This window comes from Duganella hordei, assembly GCF_040369125.1.
In the GTDB taxonomy this organism is placed as follows: domain Bacteria; phylum Pseudomonadota; class Gammaproteobacteria; order Burkholderiales; family Burkholderiaceae_D; genus Rugamonas; species Rugamonas hordei.
In genome coordinates this window covers 124,119-141,086 of sequence record NZ_BPWI01000011.1, presented here as the reverse complement: position 1 = coordinate 141,086, position 16,968 = coordinate 124,119, and the positions used below count along the sequence as shown (strand labels likewise).

Here is a 16,968-nt window from a genome sequence, read left to right as displayed (position 1 = left end):
CGCCTAGTCTTTGGTCACGCGCAGCAGTTCGGCCTGCGTGGTGATGCCGGCGGCCAGCCAGCGCTCGCCGTCCTCGCGCATGGTCCGCATGCCGTCGGCCAGCGCCGCCGTCTTCACTTCCGCCTCCGAGGCGCGGTTGTGGATCTGCGCGCGGATCTGCTCCGTGGTCTGCAGGAATTCGTACACGCCGACGCGGCCCTGGTAGCCGGTATGGCCGCAATGCTCGCAGCCCACCGCGTGCCACTGCTGGCCGTCGAAGGTCTTGCAGCTGCCGCACAGCTTGCGCACCAGGCGCTGCGCCAGCACGCCGAGCAGCGACGACGACAGCAGGAACGGTTCGATGCCCATGTCCAGCAGACGGGTGACGGCGGCGGCGGCGTCGTTGGTGTGCAAGGTCGCCAGCACCAGGTGGCCGGTCAGCGAGGCCTGCACCGCGATCTGCGCGGTTTCCAGGTCGCGGATCTCGCCGATCATGATGACGTCCGGATCCTGGCGCAGGATCGCGCGCAGCGCCTTGGCGAAGGTCATGTCGATGCGCGGGTTGACCTGGGTCTGGCCGACGCCGTTCAAGTCGTACTCGATCGGGTCTTCCACCGTCATGATGTTGGTGGTGGCCGCGTTCAGCAGCGACAGCGCGGCGTACAGCGTGGTGGTCTTGCCGGAGCCGGTCGGGCCGGTCACCAGCACGATGCCGTGCGGCTGGTTGATCAGCGCGTCGAACTTGGGCAGCATCTGCTCGCTCATGCCCAGGTGGTTCAGGTCCAGTCGTCCCGCTTCCTTGTCCAGCAAGCGCAGCACGGCGCGTTCGCCGTGGCCGGTCGGCAGCGTCGAGACGCGCACGTCGACCGGCTTGCCGCCGATGCGCAGCGTGATGCGGCCGTCCTGCGGCAGGCGCTTTTCGGCGATGTCCAGCTGCGCCATGATCTTGATACGCGAGATCAGCGAGCCGTGGATGGCCTTGCGCGGACGGACGATGTCGCGCAGAGAGCCGTCGACGCGGAAGCGCACCACCGAGGTCTGTTCGAACGGCTCGATGTGGATGTCCGAGGCGCTGTCGCGCAGCGCCTGGGTCAGCAGCGCGTTGATCATGCGGATCACCGGCGCGTCGTCGGACGATTCCAGCAGGTCCTCGATGGCCGGCACGTCCTGCAGCAGCTTGGTCAGGTCCAGGTCGGCGTCGAACTCCTCGGCCACCATCGAGGCGTTGCCGCCCGAGCTGGCGTAGGCCGCGGCGATGGCCGTCTCGAGGTCGGCGCGCGTCATGTTTTTCAGCTGGACGCGGCCGAAGCGGCGCGACACTTCGGCGATCGCCGCCGGCGCCGTGGCGCCGCACACCATCACGTCGACCGTGTTCTCGGCCTGGTCGCTCTGCTGCGCCAGCACCACGAAGTCGCGGGCGAAGGCATAGGGAAGAAGGTTGCTCATCTCAGTTGCTCATCACTGCTGCGGTTTGACCGGCTCGGCCAACCCTGGCGTCTTGCCCGGCACCGGCGCCGGCGGAATCGGCCGCGTCACCGTGCCGCCCGACAGCTGGCCGTTGACCACCGTCGGCAGTTGCGGCTGGCCCAGGTCGCGCACCAGGATGTTATCCGGCGGCAGGATGCCGTCCTGTTGGCCGCGCATGTAGTCGTAGCGGTCGGTCGCCAGGGAGGTGCTCTGCTCCTTGTTGCGGATCACCACCGGGCGCAGGAACACCATCAGGTTGGTCTTCTTGCGGCTGCGGGTCTGGTACTTGAACAGGTTGCCCAGCACGGGAATGTCGCCCAGGCCGCGCACCTTTTCCACGCTGTCGCCTTCGGTGTCTTCGATCAGGCCGCCCAGCACGATGATCTGGCCGTCGTCGGCGATGACGTTGTTCTCGATCACGCGCTTGTTCAGCGTGATGCCAGCGGTGTTCTTCAGCGACGACGGATCGACGCTTGACGTCTCGTGGTAGATCGCCATCTTGATCGTGCCGCCTTCGGAAATCTGCGGACGCACCTTCAGCGTCAGCCCCACTTCCTTGCGGTCGATGGTCTGGAACGGATTGCTGTTGGTGCCGGACGTGGTGGTGAACTGGCCGGTCAGGATAGGCACATTCTGGCCGACCTGGATGGTCGCCAGTTCGTTGTCGAGCGTGATCATATTCGGCGTCGACAGGATGTTGGCGTTGCCGTCGTTTTCCAGCGAGTGCGCCAGCGCACCCAGGCCCAGGCCGCCGGCCACCTGCTTGAACACGCCGATCGACAGCCCGGCGCCGGGCAGGGTCGGCGAGGTGGTGGTGCTCCCGCTGGATGCGCCCAGCAGGCCGGTGGCCAGCGTGCCGATATTGTTGCCGGTGCCGGTGGCGTACGACTGCAGGCCGCCCACGCGGTAGGTGCTGTTGGCGTTGCCCGTGGCACCCACCCACTGCACGCCGAACTCGGATGCCTTGTCGGAAGTGACTTCGACGATCAACGATTCGATGTAGACCTGCGCGCGGCGCACGTCCAGCTGGTCGATCACGGCGCGCAGGTTGCGGTACACCGATTCCGGCGCGGTGATGATCAGCGTGTTGGTGGTGGCGTCGGCCTGGATGAAGCCCGCCGAACCGCCGCCGCCCTGCTGCTGCGTGCTGGAGCCGGTCAGCAGCGGGTTGCTCGGACCGCCGCTGCCGCCGCTGGTGCCGGAGAGGCCCCCCTGATTGCCGGTATTGCTGTTCTGGCCGCCGAGGCCCTGGCCCTGCTGGCCGGTGGCGCCGGCGGCGGTGCCGATGGTGCTGGCGGACGAGCTGTCGCCGGACATCACGGAGCGCAGCGTCTGCGCCAGCTTGGCCGCTTCGGCGTTCTTCAGGTAGACCACGTGCACGTTGCCCAGTTCCTGGGTCGGCTGGTCCAGCTTGGAGATCAGCGACTTGGCCAGGTTGGAGCGCGCCGCCGACGGCGCGCGCAGCACCAGCGAGTTGGTGCGCGGATCGGCCAGCACGCTGACCTTGCTGGCGTCGCCGCCGCCGGCACCGGCGCCGGAGTCCATCAGCTTGTTGACCATCGTCGCCAGGTCGCTGGCGATGGCGTAGCGCACCGGGATCACGTCGACGTCGGCCACGGCCGGCATGTCGAGCGCGGCGACGATTTTCGCCAGCCGCTTCAGGTTGTCGGCATAGTCGGTGACGACCACGCTGTTGTTGCCCGGGTTGGCGTTGATGGTGTTGTTCGGCGAGATCAGCGGCCGCAGCACGGTGACCACGTTGGCGGCCGATTCGTAATTCAGGTGGAAGATCTGGCTGATGATCTGGTCGCCCTTGATCGCGGTCGGCGCCGAGCCCACCTGGGTCGGCCCGGACTGCAGCTTGGCGTCCGCTTCCGGCACCACCTTGGCGTAGCCGTCGCCGCTGACGACGGCGTAGCCCTGCAGGCGCAGCGCGGAGGTCAGCAGGCTGAAGGCTTGCGACTTGGTCACCGGTTTTTCCGACACCACCGTCAGCGTGCCCTTGACGCGCGGGTCGATGACGAAGGTGATGTTGGTGTAGTGGCCGACGGCCTTGATCACCGATTCGATGTCGGCGCCGACAAAGTTCAGCGCGGCGTCATCGGCCGCGGCCAGCGCCGGTACCGGCAGCAGGAAAGCCGTGGCGGGCACGACGCCCATGGCGCAACACAGCATCGCACCCGCGCTCAGGCGGCGCAGCGCGGGAAGATTGGTTTTGTTCACGGACTGTTTTTTCATTATCTGAGCTTTTATCAATGGAACTCTAATGCGATGACGTTGCGATCACTACCCGGTTTGCGCTGGCCCAGCAGATTCAACAGATTGGCCAGCTGCTCTTCGTATCCTTTTGCTGCCTCGGCCTGCCCGGAAAACTGCAGGCGGCCGTTGTTCAAATTGCCGGAGCCGCTCAGCAACAACGGCCCCTTGACGGAATTCAGCGTCAGCGCAGCAGCCTGGCCGTGCCAGTCCAGCGCCAGCGCATAACTGCCCAGCGGCCGGATCGCCGACAGGCGCGAGCCCATGTCGGTCATCTCCAGCGTGGTGCGGCCGTTGATGGCGACCTGACGGTCCGCCAGCACCAGCTCCAGCGCGGTCCACGACAGGCGCATGACGCCGCTGGGCGCCAGCGTATTCAGCGGCGCCCCCAGGCCGGCCAGGCCTTCCGCCGGCAGCAGCAGCGCCGACGGGCTCAATTGCCATTGCGACCAGCTGCCCTTGAACGTCACCGGCTGCGCCAGCGCCTCGCTGTTCTCCAGCTGCAGGTCGACCATGCCGACCAGCGCCAGCGGCGAGATCTTCCAGCTGAAGCGTCCAGGCAGCAGCGGCGTGACCGGGCTGTTGCCGCTGGCCGCGCCGCCGATAAAGGCCGAGCCGCGCCACAGCGTACCTTGCGCATCCCCCAGCGTCAAACGGCCGCCTGAACGCTGCTCGACCAGCGACCCCAGCCATGCCGCCGGAAAGAACACCGCCAGCGTCAGCGCCACCGTCAGCGCGACGGTCAGCAACCATAGCACGGCGCGCTTCATGGACGGCCTTTTTGCATCATCGGCCGCCCGCGTTCTGGTGCAGCGTCAGCGTGGCGTTGACCATGCCGGCCGTGTCCTGGGCGACGAAGTTCGCGTCCTGCACCGTGATGCGGCTTTCGCTGCGGATCGCGTCCAGCCAGGTGATGACGGCGGCGAACGGCGCGCCGTTCAGCTGCACCTTGGCGTATTCGCCGGTGATGGCCACCGATTGCGGCACCAGGCCGCGCGCGCTCATGCCGGACTTGAGCGACTCGCCCGTCATCGGCGCCGGCGCGATGGTGTTCTGGCCCCGCAGCGAGGCCGCCTCCAGCGCCAGCGACTGCAGCTCCGCCGCCTGCTGGCGCAGCTCCGGCAATTCCTTGCGCAGCTTGGTGCGGCCGTCCAGCGCCGGCGAAATCAGCAGCGAATAAAACAGCGCCAGTCCCAGCACGGCGGCGCCGACGCCGAGGAAGCGGCGTTCCTGCTCGGTGCGTTCCATCCAGAAGGCGGCCGCGCGGCCGCGGTACTCTTGCAGTGCTTGTGCCGGTGTGCTCATGATTTTCCTCCGCCTGTGCTGGTACCGGTGGCCGGGCGTATCTGCCAGGTGCCGGGATTGGCTTCCGACAGGTCCAGCTTGCGCGCGGCCAGCGCGGAACGCAGCTGGGCCATGGCGCCGCCGTCGACGGTGTTCGGCTTGACCTTGACCTGCAGCGCGCGCTCGCGGTACTCCAGCGTGGCGATGATGTCCTTGCGCGGCAGCACGCTCAGCGCTTCGCCGAAGGCGGCGCTCAGGGCGGTGAATTCATCGGCGCCGGGCTGGCCGCCGTCGGCCTTGGCCAGCGAGATATTCTTGCGCATCTGCGCCGCCGGATCGAGGATCACCGCCTCCTTCGGATAGGCGGCCTTGAAGGTTTGCAGCATGGCCACGCGCACGGCGTCGGCCTCGCGCTTGAGGCGCAGCCATTCGACGTTCAGGCCGACCACGTTGACCGCCAGCGCCAGCGCGGCGATGCGCAGCGGCCAGCGCCAGCGCTGCCAGCGGCGCGCCGAGGCGCCGCTGGCGCCCAGCGCCGGCGCCAGGTCCAGCCCGGCGCTGCGCGAGGCGGCGACCCAGTGCGCCCAGTGGTCTTCCATCAAAGTGACGCCGTGGCCCGATTCGGCCTCCGCCACCAGCGGCGCGAACTGCGCCATCTGCGCCGGCGCCAGGTACAGCGTGACCGGTTCGTCGCCGGCCAGCGCGCGCAGCGTTTGCAGCGCCGCCTGCGGCTGCGCCGGCAGGGTCAGGCCCAGGCCCATGGTCTGCGACTGGCGCATGATCAGTTCGAAGCCGGCGTCGCCGGTGGTCAGCGCGGCCGACACGGAACCCGGCTGGAACGGCAGGCACAGTTGCGCCGGCACCGCCGAGATGCTGTGCGCGCCCTGCGCCTGCAGGGCCTTGACCAGCACCTCCAGCCAGCTGCGCTGCACCACCGCCACCGTGCGCGCGCCTTCGGCGTCGGCCGGGCCGGCGGCCAGCACGCAGTCGGCCGGATCGCCCAGCACCTGTTCTTCCACCAGCGCCGGCAAGGCGGCCTTCAGGCGCGCGGCCGACAGCGGCGGCACCACGACACGCAGCAAGGTCACGTCGGAGGCGGCCAGCAGCAGCGTGACGCGGCGCGCCGACGCCACCAAGTCGCCCAGGTTGCCCAGCGGCGAAGCGCCTTGCTGCAGCAGGTTGCCGCCGTCGCCGACCAGCGCGTACGGGCAGGTCTGCGCCGCGCCGCTGTCGACGCTGGCCTTGGCCGGATAGCGTATCAATAATGTAGTCAAAGGGTCTCGCTTTCGTTCACGCTCTTATCCATACCGCTTTTATCCATACCATTAATTTTCCCGTATCCACGCCACCGATGTCACGCCGTTGCCGGCGCGTGACAGCAAGGCCTGGGTATCCAGCGCCGCCCGGTCCAGCCGCACCTTGCTATACGCCAGGAAATAACTGCTCTTCACATCGAACGGCACTTCCGGCCGCAAACTGGCCGCCGTCAGCTGCGGCAGGTTGGTGAAGCCCGCCGGGTTCAAAAAATAGATGCGCTTGCGATTATTCACTATTGCCGCCGCGTCCGATAGGGACAGTTTGTCGACCAGCGCCGCCAGCAACTCGGCCGGGGCGGTATTCACGTTCACCGGCGTCGGCGCGGCCGACGGCAGGATGATGATGAAATCGCGCAGGCGCTCGATCGCCTGCGGCGCAAAACCGCTCACCGCCAGCAGATCCTCCACCCGCACCAGCTCCATCGGCTGCGGCCCGCTGGCGCTCTGCTGCGGCTGCGGCGCGCCCGGCACCGCCGCCTGCCCCAGCACCGCCTGCGAACCGGCCACCTGGCTGGCCACCGCCTGCGCCAGGTTGGAATCGAGCTGCAGATTGACCAGCAGCCGCTTGAACACCTCCATCTGCTTCTGGTCGACCTGCTTTTGCGTGGCCAGGTTGGCAAGATTGTAACGCGACTGGGCGTCGATCATCTTGCCGGACAGCGTGGCGTTGAAATTTTCCGCTTCGGCGCGTTCGCGCTCGATGTAGTCGTCCAGCCGCGTCTCTTCCAGCGGCGTGGCCCAGATGCCGTTGAGCTGCGTCAGATTGGGCGAATCGAGGAAGTCCTGGTACAGCACCAGCCGGCTCAGGTCGAGCGCGCCGCGCAGGATCCAGCGGGTCTGCAGCTGCAGCCGCTGGTTCTCCATCGAGCGCACCTGCACCTGCTGCTGCCAGAACAGGCTGGCGACGATGGTCACCGCCAGCGTGGTCAGCAGCAGCGCCGTGATGACGGCCACGCCGCGCTGGCGCCGCAGCTTCATAGCGCCCCCAGCAGGAAGGATTTAACCATCGGTATCTGCTGGCCTTCTACCGCCAGCGACACTTCCATGCCGGACGGGTTGTTGGTGGCGGTCGAGACCGAGGCGGCGGCGGTCCAGCCGCTGGCCATCCAGTAGCGCATCGTCATGCCCTGCACGCCCGACTGCAGCGCCACGCCGGCCACGGTGTCGGCGTCGCTGACGGCGGCCTGCCACAGCGCGTCGAGCTGCTGCAGGTCGCGCGTGGCGATCGATTCGCGCCGCGTCAGCACGCCGTCGCGCACGCGGTAGGCCACCACTTCCAGCCTGGACGGCTCGTTCTCGGCCAGCACCAGGCGCACCATCGTGATGCGGTTGTTCTCGGCCTGCAGGTAGGCGCGGCCGTGCAGCAGCGTCGACGTGGCCAGGTTTTCGCAATCGTTCTGCAGCTGCGCGAAGGCCAGCTGCATGCCGCGGGTCTGTTCCATCTGCGCCGTCAGCGCGCCGCGCGAGCGGATGATGCCGTCGAGGCCGCGCCAGCCCAGCACGGCGACGATGGCCAGGATCGAGATCGCCACCAGCAGCTCGACCAGAGTGAAACCCTTGGTCTTCATTGGTTCAGCACCAGTTGCACCAGCTTGATGATGCGCCGCTCCGGCACGGCCTGGTCGTACACGCTGACCTCGACCCGGCGGAAGCGCGGGTTGGGACTGGCGATGACCTCCTCCTCGCACATCAGCTTCATGTCGCCCTGCGGGCACTCGTAGGTCTGCTTGCCGACCGCCGGGAACTGCTTCGACAGCCGCAGCGCCACCAGCCGGTTCTCGGCCGACCAGGTGGCCATCATCGCGCCGCGCAGGCCGTCGCTGTTTTGCGTCAGGCTGCCGACCGCGCGCAGCGAGGCGCCCAGCGCGGTGCCGACGATGACCAGCGCCACCAGCACTTCGAGCAAGGTGAATCCGGCTTGTTTGCTTTGTTTGATAGGCCGCATGCTAGTCCACCGTGAAATGGCCGATGCCGTCGGCGCGGATGACGACGCTGGCGCCGCCGCCGGTCATGGTCAGCACAAAGGGCTTGTCGACCGGCTCGCGGCCGAAGACGATGCGCAGGTTCGCGTCCGGCACGTTGGGCGGCGGGTCCAGCATCAGCGTTACCGGGCCGTGCTTGAATTCGCGCTCGCGCAGCAGGTCGTCCTGCACCGCCAGGTCCCACTGCTTGTCGTTGCGGATCAGGAAGCGGTAGCCGTCCGGCCCGGCCTCGAAGGCGATCTGCCGGTTGCGCACGATGGCCTCGTCGCGCGCCAGCTGCAGCAGCAGGGCGATGCGCTGCGCATCCTGCTGCATCGACTGCTTCTGGCCCGGCAGCGCGTTCAGCGACACCAGCCCCAGCGTGATGCCCAGGATGACCATCACCACCAGCAGCTCGATCAGCGTGAAGCCACGCTCGCGGGCGGCGCCCATGTCCGGCTATCCTTGTACGCGGTCGGCGATCAGTTTTCCCACGAGCCGATGTCGGCATCGTCGCCGGTGCCGCCCGGCGCGCCGTCGGCGCCGTAGGAGAACACGTCGACCTCGCCCTTCACGCCCGGCGACAGGAACTGGTATGGGTTGCCCCAAGGGTCCTTCGGCATTTTTTCCAGATAGCCGCCAGTCTTCCAGCCGTTGGCCGCCGGACCGGTGGTCGGCTTGGTCAGCAGGGCCTGCAGGCCCTGCTCGGTGGTCGGATAGCGCTGGTTGTCCAGCTTGTACAGTTTCAGCGCCTGCATCACGGTCGCGATATCGACCTTGGCGGCCGCCACCTTGGATTCGCCGGTGCGGCTCAACAGCTTGGGCACGACCAGCGCGGCCAGCACGCCCATGATGACCACCACCACCATGATTTCAATCAGCGTAAAACCACGCGCGGCACGACGGGAAACGGAGTAATTTTTCATAAATTGATAACAGATTGAAGTGAGAGCAGAGTATAAGCCACGATTTATGCGCCGGTGTGCTTAAACCGCGCTTAATTTTGAGGCTTCTTTACCTAACCTTGCCCGATGGCCGCCTCAGTCGCGCCTGAGGGCCGCGCAGACCGGGCAATCGACGTTGCGGCCGACGGCGATGCTGGTCCATTCCATGTGCAGGCCGTCGAGCATCATCAGGCGGCCGGCCAGCGAGCTGCCGACGCCCATCAGCAACTTCAGCGCTTCGGCCGCCTGCGTCGCGCCGACCACGCCGACCAGCGGCGCGAACACGCCCATGGTGGAACAGGCCACATCCTCGAACTGCTGGTCCTGCGGGAACAGGCAGGAATAGCAGGGCTGGCCGCCGCGCGGATCGAACACGCTGACCTGGCCGTCGAAGCGGATCACGGCGCCGGACACCAGCGGCTTGCCCAGCGCGACGCAGGCGCGGTTGACGGCATGGCGGGTGGCGAAGTTGTCGGTGCAGTCGAGCACCACGTCGGCCTGCGCCACCAGTTCGGCCAGGCGGGCGTCGTCCACGCGCTCGTTCAGCGCGGTGATGGCGATCTCGGGATTGATCTGCCGCAGCGTGGTGCGCGCCGACTCGGCCTTCGAGTGGCCGACGCGGTCGGTGGTGTGGGCGATCTGGCGCTGCAGGTTGGTCAGGTCGACGGTGTCGTTGTCGACCAGCGTGATGTGGCCGACGCCGGCCGACGCCAGGTACATCGCGGCCGGCGAACCGAGGCCGCCGGCGCCGATCACCAGCGCATGCGCGGCCAGCAGCTTTTGCTGGCCTTCGATGCCGATTTCATCGAGCAGGATGTGGCGCGAATAGCGCAGCAGTTGCGAGTCGTTCATGGTTCTCGTCGCGGCGGCGCGGTGGCCGTTATTGCGTCACCGGCTGTTTCAAGGCCGGCTTTTTTTCGCTGGCCTTGGGTTTGGTGTCGGGCTTGGTCACGGCGGGTTTCGGATCGGTCTTGCTGTCCGACTTGATCTCGCCGACTTCGCCGCCGCCCGCTGCCGGCGTGGCCTCGGCTTTCGACAGCTTGACCGGCAAGCCCTTGAAGTGGTTGATCGCCTGCGCCAGCTGGAAGTCGTCCTTCGAACCGAATTCCACCGGCTTGGCTTTCTTGGCCAGCGCCGACAGGCGCTGGTCGTCTTCCAGCTCGTCGCGCTGCGCGCTCAGGGCCTTCTTGACGGCGCCGTCGGCTTCCGGATCCTTGTCGTTGCCCAGGTGCTTTTGCAGATCGGCTTCGCGCACGCGCAGGCTGTTCAAGCCGTCGCCGTCGGCGGTTTCGTCGACCATCAGGTCGGGCACGATGCCGCGCGCCTGGATCGAACGGTTGTGCGGCGTGTAGTAGCGCGCGGTGGTCAGCTTGACGGCGGTGTCGGCGGTGAGCTGGCGCAGCGTCTGCACCGAGCCCTTGCCGAAGGTCTGCGTGCCCATGATGGTGGCGCGCTTGTAGTCCTGCAGCGCGCCGGCGACGATTTCCGATGCCGACGCCGAACCGGCGTTGACCAGCACCACCATCGGCACATCTTTCAGCGCGGCCGGCAGCTTGGCCAGCGGGTCGTTCTTGCCGCGCACCGAGTAGAACTCGCTGCGGCCGTAGAAGGTCTGCTTGGAGTCGAGCAGCTGGCCGTTGGTCGAGACGATCACCGAATCCTTGGGCAGGAAGGCGGCCGAGACACCGATCGCGCCCGGCACCACGCCGCCCGGATCGTTGCGCAGGTCGAGCACCAGGCCCTTGATGTGCGGGTCCTGCGCGTATAGCGCGGCGATCTTCTTGGCCATGTCTTCGACGGTCGGCTCCTGGAACTGCGAGATGCGCAGCCACGCGTAGCCCGGCTCGACGATCTTGGCCTTGACGCTCTGGACGCGGATTTCCTCGCGCAGGATGGACAGGATGATGGGCTTGTCCTCGTCCTTGCGGCTGATGGTGACGGTGACCTTGGAGTGCGGCTCGCCGCGCATCTTCTTGACGCTTTCGTCGAGCGACATGCCCTTGATCGGCGTGCCGTCGATGCGGGTGATCAGGTCGCCGGTCTTGATGCCGGCCTTGAAGGCGGGCGAATCCTCGATCGGCGAGACGACCTTGATGTAGCCGTCTTCCATGCCGACTTCGACGCCGATGCCGACGAATTTGCCGGCCACGGTCTCGCGCATTTCGCGGAAGGCTTTTTTATCCAGGTAGACCGAATGCGGATCGAGCGAGGCGACCATGCCGGAAATGGCTTCCGTCAGCAGCTTCTTGTCGTCGACGTTTTCAACGTAGTCGGACTTGATCAGGCCGAACACGTCGGACAGCTGCCGCAGTTCCTCCAGCGGCAGCGGCGAGCCGGTGACTTTTTGCGCGATGGCGGAAAACTGCAAGGAGGCGGCCACACCGGCCACCATACCGAGGCCGATCAGGCCGATGCTCTTGACTTTGTTGCCCATGTTTTTCCGCGAACCTTAAAACTTGATCCAGCCAGCCGGATCGAATGCCGTGCCCTGATGGCGAAGTTCAAAGTATAGCCCCGATTCCTCGTTGCCGCCGCTGTTACCCGCGCTGGCGATCGGGTCGCCGGCCTTGACGATGTCGCCGGCCCGTTTCAGCAGCGCCTGGTTATTGCCGTAAATACTCATGTACTGGCCGCCGTGGTCGACGATGATCAGGTTGCCGAAGCCGCGCAGCCATTCGGCAAACACCACCCGGCCGGCGGCCACGGCGCGCACGTCCGAACCCTCGGCGGCGCGGATGAAGACGCCCTTCCAGCTCGGGCCGTCGCCGCGCTTGGTGCCGAACTTGGCGGCGACCTTGCCGGTGACGGGCGCGCGCAGCTGGCCTTTCTGGGCGGCGAAGGCGCCGGCCGGTGCGGCCGGCGCCAGCGCGATGTCTGCCGGCGCGGCCGGTTTTTCGTCGCGCGGGGCCGGCGCCGGGGCGGACTTCGGCGCCCCCTCCGGCTTTTGCTGCGCCACTTTCGATTCGTCGGCGTCGATCGCGTCGGACTTGGCCGGCTGCGGTTGCTGCGGCTTGATCGTGCCGGACTTGGCGCCGTTGGCCTTGGCCAGGCGCTGGCGCTCCGCTTCGGCGGCGGCCTTGGCCCGGGCCTGGGCGCGCGCCTCGGCTTCGGCCTTGGCTTTGGCCTCGGCGCGGGCGGCGGCCAGTTGTTCCTGGCGCTTCTTCTCGGCGGCGGCGGCGATCGCCTGCTCCTCGATCAGCTTGGCCAGCTTGTCGACCAGACCGGCCATGCGCTTTTCGTCGCGCTCGACGTTGCCGGCTTCCTTGCGCTGGGCCACCAGTTTTTTCGACAGCGAGGCCAGCAGCTCGGCGCGACGGCCTTTTTCCTGCTCCAGCCTGGCTTTCTGCTGCAGTTCTTCCTCGGCGATTTCCTGCAGCTCGTCCTTGGCGTTCTGCGCCGCGGCCTGGTTGACCTCGACCGCCTTCAGGTTGGCGCGCAGCGAATCGAGCAGGCGCGCCTGGGCCTGCGACACATAGGCCATCATCTGCAGGTCGCGGTTGATGCGGTTCGGGTTGTCCCCGGACAGCAGCAGTTTGATGCGGTCTTCATTGCCGGCGACATATTGATCGCGCAGCAGCTTGGCCAGCTGCTGCTTTTGCTGGGCGACCGTGGCCGCCAGCCGGTCGTGCTCGGCCGACAGCTGCTGCAGCCGGGTGTTGGTGTCGCCCTGCTCCTGCGCCAGGTCGCGCAGCGAACGGTTGGCGTCCGAAATCGCCTGTTCGGACTCGGCCAGCGTATCGGCCGCGTCGTCCTTGGCGCTTTCGGTCTTGCCGATGTCCTTCTTGAGCGCGCTGAGCTTTTGCTGCAAGCCGGCGCGCTCGGCCTCGGCCGCCGCTTTCTGCTTGCTGCGCTCGGTGGTCTTGCCGAACTGGGCGGCGTGTGCCGGCCCGCCCAACGCGGCCATCAACATCAACGTGACGCTTGCGCCACGCCATTTCCGGAATGAAGAATGCGACAACTACTTGGCCTTGCCCTGGTTGGCGACGGCGGCCTGGGCGGCGGCGATCGCGTCGGCGTCGCCGAGGTAGTAGTGACGGATCGGTTTCAGGTTCTCGTCCAGCTCGTACACCAGCGGCTGGCCGTTCGGGATGTTGAGGCCGACGATGTCGTTGTCGCTGATGCCGTCGAGCATCTTGATCAGCGCGCGCAGGCTGTTGCCGTGGGCCGAGATGATGATTTTCTTGCCGGCGCGGATGGCCGGGGCGATTTCCTCGTCCCACGCCGGCATCACGCGGGCCACGGTGTCCTTCAGGCATTCGGTCAGCGGGATCTGCGCCTTGTCCAGGCCGGCGTAGCGCGGGTCGTTGTACGAGGCGCGGTCGTCGTTGGCGTCCAGCGGCGGCGGCGGCGTGTCGTAGCTGCGGCGCCATACCAGCACCTGCTCGTCGCCGTACTTGGCGGCGGTTTCGCCCTTGTCCAGGCCCTGCAGCGCGCCGTAGTGACGCTCGTTCAGGCGCCAGTCGTTCTTGATCGGCAGGTACATCATGTCCATCTCGTCCAGCGCCAGCCACAGCGTGCGCACGGCGCGCTTGAGCACCGAGGTGTAGGCCAGGTCGAAGGTGTAACCTGACTCTTTCAGCACCTTGCCGGCCGCCTTGGCTTCGCTGATGCCCTTCGCGGTCAGGTCCACGTCGGTCCAGCCGGTGAAGCGATTCGAAAGATTCCAGGTGGATTCGCCATGGCGCATGAATACGATTTTATACATGTGAACTATCTTCAAAAAGGAGTGAACGGGACTAAAAACCGGTGTTGCGAGAACTCTTGCAGCTTCTATTTTATAATGCGCGGATTGACTTAAACCATTGGAACCCTGTGAAATTCTTCATTGACAATATTTTCATCATCGCCATCGTCGTGTTGTCGGGCGGCGCCCTGCTGTGGCCGGTACTGACCCAGCGCGGCAAACGCGCCAGCGCGCAAGAGGTGACGCTGTTGATTAACCGCGGCAAAGCCACCATTGTAGACGTACGCGACGCCAAGGAATTCGCCGCTGGTCACTTGCCGGAAGCCAAGAATATTCCACTGGGCGACTTGTCCACCCGCATCGGCGAACTGGACAAGTTCAAGAGCAAGAGCATCATCGTGGTCTGCCAGAGTGGCGCGCGTGCTTCGTCGGCCGCTGCTAAACTGGCCAAGGCCGGCTTCGCCGATGTGGTCAACCTGGACGGCGGCATTGCTGCATGGCAAAAAGCCGGCCTGCCGTTGGCTAAATAACAGGGAGAATGCCTGATGACTGCCCGTGTAATCATGTACACCACCGCCGTTTGCCCGTACTGCGTGCGCGCCGAGCGCCTGCTTGAAGCCAAGGGCGTGACCGGCCTGGAAAAGATCCGCGTCGACCTGGACCCGGAACAGCGCATGTTGATGATGCAAAAGACCGGCCGCCGCACCGTGCCGCAAATCTATATCGGCGACACCCATGTCGGCGGTTTCGATGATTTGTATGCGCTGGATCAAGCCGGTGGCCTGTCACCCTTGTTAAATGGCTAACGAACCCCAAATACAACGTGAGGGCGGCGGAAATCCTTGGAAACCATAATGGTTTTGATACAATTGCCCTCGCGTTTGATTTGAGCCTATTTAAAGCAAACTTATTTGAGCGGCCCGTGCCGCTCGTTTTCACTATAACGAAAGCGTTCCATGTCTGACGAAAACCTGCAACCAGTATTCCAAATCCAACGCGTCTACCTGAAAGACATGTCGCTGGAACAACCGAATTCCCCAGCAATCTTCCTGGAACAGGAAGCGCCAACCATCGAAGTAGCGCTGGACGTAGGCGCCGAGCCGCTGGCCGATGGCGTGTTCGAATCGACCGTCACCATCACCGTGACCGCCAAAGTCAAAGACAAAGTCGCATTCCTGGTTGAAGGCAAGCAAGCCGGCATCTTCGAAGCCCGCAATATCCCTGCCGATCAACTGGATCCGCTGCTGGGTATCGGCTGCCCGAACATCGTCTACCCTTACCTGCGCGCCAACATCGCCGACGTGATCACCCGTGCCGGTTTCCCACCAGTGCACCTGGCCGAGATCAACTTCGAGGTGTTCTACCAGCAGCGCATGCAAGCGATCGCTGACGCGGCAGCCGCCGCACCAGCCGCCGCCGACGGCGCCACCACGCACTAAGTTGTAGCAAGCAATACCCTGGCTGCCGGACGCCATGTCCGGCAGCTGCATCACCCGACATGCGTTTGCGCTGTCCCCCTGCAAGGTAATTCCATGACTCTTCCCCGTTTGATCGCAGGTCTGACCATGATGCTGGCAGCAGCCGGCAGCCACGCGTTCGACTTCAAGACGGTGGGCTCCGCACCGGTCATCCTGTACGACGCTCCATCGACCAAGGGCGGCAAGCTGTTTGTCGTGCCGCGCGGCGCGCCGCTGGAAGTGGTGCTGGCCTACGGCGACTGGCTGAAAGTGCGCGACGTCAACGGCGAACTGGCGTGGACCGAGGCCAAGGGCCTGACCGCCAAGCGCAACGTCATCATCCGCACGCCCAACCTGAAGATCCGCGCCACGCCGGACGACAGCGCCGCCGCCGTGTTCACCGCCGACAAGGGCGTGCTGCTGGAAGTGACCGAAGCGGCCGCCGGCGGCTGGCTCAAGGTGCGTCATCGCGACGGCCTGGTCGGTTACGTCAAGAATTCCGAAGTCTGGGGCATATAATTGCCGTAGCAGTGCCATCCGGCACTGAATGAGGTCCCATGCAAGAACATCAAAACAAACCCGCGGCAGCAGTCCGCAAGGTGGCCGTGCTGGGCGCGGGCGCCTGGGGTACCGCTGTCGCCATGGCCTTGGCCCAGCGTCATGACGTGCTGCTGTGGGGCCGCAACGACGCCGCCCTGCAGGAAATGGGCCGCGTCCGCGAAAACACCGAATACCTGCCCGGCTATCCATTTCCGCCCGGCCTGAACGTGGCCGCCGGTTTCGACGCCGCGCTGGCCCACGTGGCCGCTCCGGACAGCCTGCTGATCGCGGCCTGCCCGGTGGCGGGCCTGCGTCCGCTGCTGGAATCGCTCAAGGGGCGGACCATTCCCAACGTGGTGTGGCTGTGCAAGGGTTTCGAATACGGCACCGGCCTGCTGCCGCACCAGATCGTGCGCGAAGTGCTGGGGCCCGGCGTGGCGGGTGGCGCCTTGTCCGGCCCGTCGTTCGCGCAGGAAGTGGCGCGCGGCCTGCCGTGCGCACTGACGATCGCCTCGAGCTCGGCGGCGCTGCGCGACTGCGTGGTGGCGACGGTTCACGGCGGCAACCTGCGCGTGTATTCCAGCGAAGACCTGGTTGGCGTGGAAGTGGGCGGCGCGGTGAAGAACGTGCTGGCCATCGCCACCGGCGTGGCCGACGGGCTGGGGCTGGGCCTGAACGCCCGCGCCGCGCTGATCACGCGCGGGCTGGCGGAAATCACCCGGCTCGGCACCACCTTGGGCGGCCAGACCGAAACCTTCATGGGCCTGACCGGCATGGGCGATTTGATCCTGACCTGCACCGGCGATTTGTCGCGCAACCGCCGCGTCGGCCTCGGGCTGGCGCAGGGCAAGGCGCTGGACACCATCGTGCAGGAGCTGGGCCATGTGGCCGAAGGCGTGCCGTGCTCGAAGGCGGTGCGCGAGCTGGCGGCCAACCTGGGCGTCGACATGCCGATCACCAACGCGGTGGCCGGCGTGCTGTTCGACGGCGACCAGCCGCAAGCGATGGTGGCCCGCCTGCTGTCGCGCGACCCGCGCGATGAAAAAGTGAAGCGCTAAGTTAAGCTAAGCCAAGTTAAAC

At 66.2% G+C, this 16,968-nt stretch carries 19 protein-coding genes; 5 read left to right on the top strand and 14 right to left on the bottom strand.

All coding sequences use genetic code 11. The features are described from left to right. Nucleotides 1-3 precede the first annotated feature (3 nt). The 14 genes from gspE to gpmA all read right to left on the bottom strand — a co-directional run bounded on the left by gspE (nt 4) and on the right by gpmA (nt 13,912). A complete protein-coding gene (gspE, locus tag ABWW33_RS23110) occupies nt 4-1,425 on the bottom strand; it encodes a type II secretion system ATPase GspE (RefSeq protein ID WP_353403914.1) in 1,422 nt (473 codons plus the stop codon). Nucleotides 1,426-1,437: 12 nt separating this feature from the next. Continuing rightward, nucleotides 1,438-3,684: a type II secretion system secretin GspD gene (gene gspD, locus ABWW33_RS23105; protein WP_353403913.1), complete on the bottom strand. Its 2,247-nt coding sequence runs from the start codon at nt 3,682-3,684 to the stop codon at nt 1,438-1,440. Nucleotides 3,685-3,698: 14 nt separating this feature from the next. Further along, nucleotides 3,699-4,472: a type II secretion system protein N gene (gene gspN, locus ABWW33_RS23100; RefSeq protein ID WP_353403912.1), complete on the bottom strand. Its 774-nt coding sequence runs from the start codon at nt 4,470-4,472 to the stop codon at nt 3,699-3,701. A gap of 16 nt (nt 4,473-4,488) precedes the next feature. After that, a complete protein-coding gene (locus tag ABWW33_RS23095; RefSeq protein WP_353403911.1) occupies nt 4,489-5,007 on the bottom strand; it encodes a type II secretion system protein M in 519 nt (172 codons plus the stop codon). Continuing rightward, complete coding sequence (gspL, locus tag ABWW33_RS23090) at nt 5,004-6,260, bottom strand: type II secretion system protein GspL (RefSeq protein ID WP_353403910.1); 1,257 nt, start codon at nt 6,258-6,260, stop codon at nt 5,004-5,006. The genes ABWW33_RS23095 and gspL overlap by 4 nt, the downstream gene beginning before the upstream one ends. A 51-nt stretch (nt 6,261-6,311) precedes the next feature. Continuing rightward, the gene (gspK, locus tag ABWW33_RS23085; RefSeq protein WP_353403909.1) at nt 6,312-7,280 is read right to left on the bottom strand and encodes a type II secretion system minor pseudopilin GspK; all 969 of its coding nucleotides are present in this window, start codon (nt 7,278-7,280) and stop codon (nt 6,312-6,314) included. Next, on the bottom strand, nt 7,277-7,870 hold the full coding sequence (locus ABWW33_RS23080) for a PulJ/GspJ family protein (RefSeq protein WP_353403908.1): 594 nt from the start codon (nt 7,868-7,870) through the stop codon (nt 7,277-7,279). Before ABWW33_RS23080 ends, gspK begins: the two co-directional genes overlap by 4 nt. Further along, a complete protein-coding gene (gene gspI / locus ABWW33_RS23075; RefSeq protein WP_353403907.1) occupies nt 7,867-8,247 on the bottom strand; it encodes a type II secretion system minor pseudopilin GspI in 381 nt (126 codons plus the stop codon). The genes ABWW33_RS23080 and gspI overlap by 4 nt, the downstream gene beginning before the upstream one ends. 1 nt (nt 8,248) lies before the next feature. After that, the gene (locus ABWW33_RS23070) at nt 8,249-8,716 is read right to left on the bottom strand and encodes a GspH/FimT family pseudopilin (protein ID WP_353403906.1); all 468 of its coding nucleotides are present in this window, start codon (nt 8,714-8,716) and stop codon (nt 8,249-8,251) included. Nucleotides 8,717-8,745: 29 nt separating this feature from the next. Continuing rightward, complete coding sequence (gspG, locus tag ABWW33_RS23065) at nt 8,746-9,189, bottom strand: type II secretion system major pseudopilin GspG (protein ID WP_176652975.1); 444 nt, start codon at nt 9,187-9,189, stop codon at nt 8,746-8,748. Between the two features lie 114 nt (nt 9,190-9,303). Further along, nucleotides 9,304-10,059, bottom strand: coding sequence for a HesA/MoeB/ThiF family protein (locus ABWW33_RS23060; protein ID WP_353403905.1), 756 nt, complete (start codon nt 10,057-10,059; stop codon nt 9,304-9,306). A 28-nt stretch (nt 10,060-10,087) separates the two neighbouring features. Beyond that, nucleotides 10,088-11,641 (bottom strand): S41 family peptidase, encoded by a 1,554-nt coding sequence (locus tag ABWW33_RS23055; protein WP_176652977.1) that lies wholly within the window; start codon nt 11,639-11,641, stop codon nt 10,088-10,090. A gap of 15 nt (nt 11,642-11,656) precedes the next feature. Then, the gene (locus ABWW33_RS23050) at nt 11,657-13,117 is read right to left on the bottom strand and encodes a murein hydrolase activator EnvC family protein (RefSeq protein ID WP_353403953.1); all 1,461 of its coding nucleotides are present in this window, start codon (nt 13,115-13,117) and stop codon (nt 11,657-11,659) included. Nucleotides 13,118-13,165: 48 nt separating this feature from the next. Beyond that, nucleotides 13,166-13,912, bottom strand: coding sequence for a 2,3-diphosphoglycerate-dependent phosphoglycerate mutase (gpmA, locus tag ABWW33_RS23045; protein ID WP_176652978.1), 747 nt, complete (start codon nt 13,910-13,912; stop codon nt 13,166-13,168). Nucleotides 13,913-14,019: 107 nt separating this feature from the next. Between gpmA and ABWW33_RS23040 the strand changes: the two genes are divergently transcribed. From ABWW33_RS23040 to ABWW33_RS23020, 5 genes are all read left to right on the top strand, one after another. Beyond that, complete coding sequence (locus ABWW33_RS23040; protein WP_176652979.1) at nt 14,020-14,421, top strand: rhodanese-like domain-containing protein; 402 nt, start codon at nt 14,020-14,022, stop codon at nt 14,419-14,421. Between the two features lie 15 nt (nt 14,422-14,436). After that, nucleotides 14,437-14,697, top strand: a complete 261-nt coding sequence (grxC, locus tag ABWW33_RS23035) for a glutaredoxin 3 (protein ID WP_176652980.1) — start codon at nt 14,437-14,439, stop codon at nt 14,695-14,697. Nucleotides 14,698-14,847: 150 nt separating this feature from the next. Beyond that, entirely contained in the window at nt 14,848-15,330 is a 483-nt protein-coding gene (secB, locus tag ABWW33_RS23030) for a protein-export chaperone SecB (RefSeq protein WP_176652981.1), read from the top strand. Between the two features lie 93 nt (nt 15,331-15,423). Then, a complete protein-coding gene (locus tag ABWW33_RS23025) occupies nt 15,424-15,867 on the top strand; it encodes an SH3 domain-containing protein (protein ID WP_176652982.1) in 444 nt (147 codons plus the stop codon). Between the two features lie 38 nt (nt 15,868-15,905). Continuing rightward, nucleotides 15,906-16,946 carry an NAD(P)H-dependent glycerol-3-phosphate dehydrogenase gene (locus tag ABWW33_RS23020; RefSeq protein WP_176652983.1) on the top strand — a complete coding sequence of 347 codons (1,041 nt, stop codon included), beginning with the start codon at nt 15,906-15,908 and terminating at the stop codon, nt 16,944-16,946. The last annotated feature ends 22 nt before the right edge of the window (nt 16,947-16,968 follow it).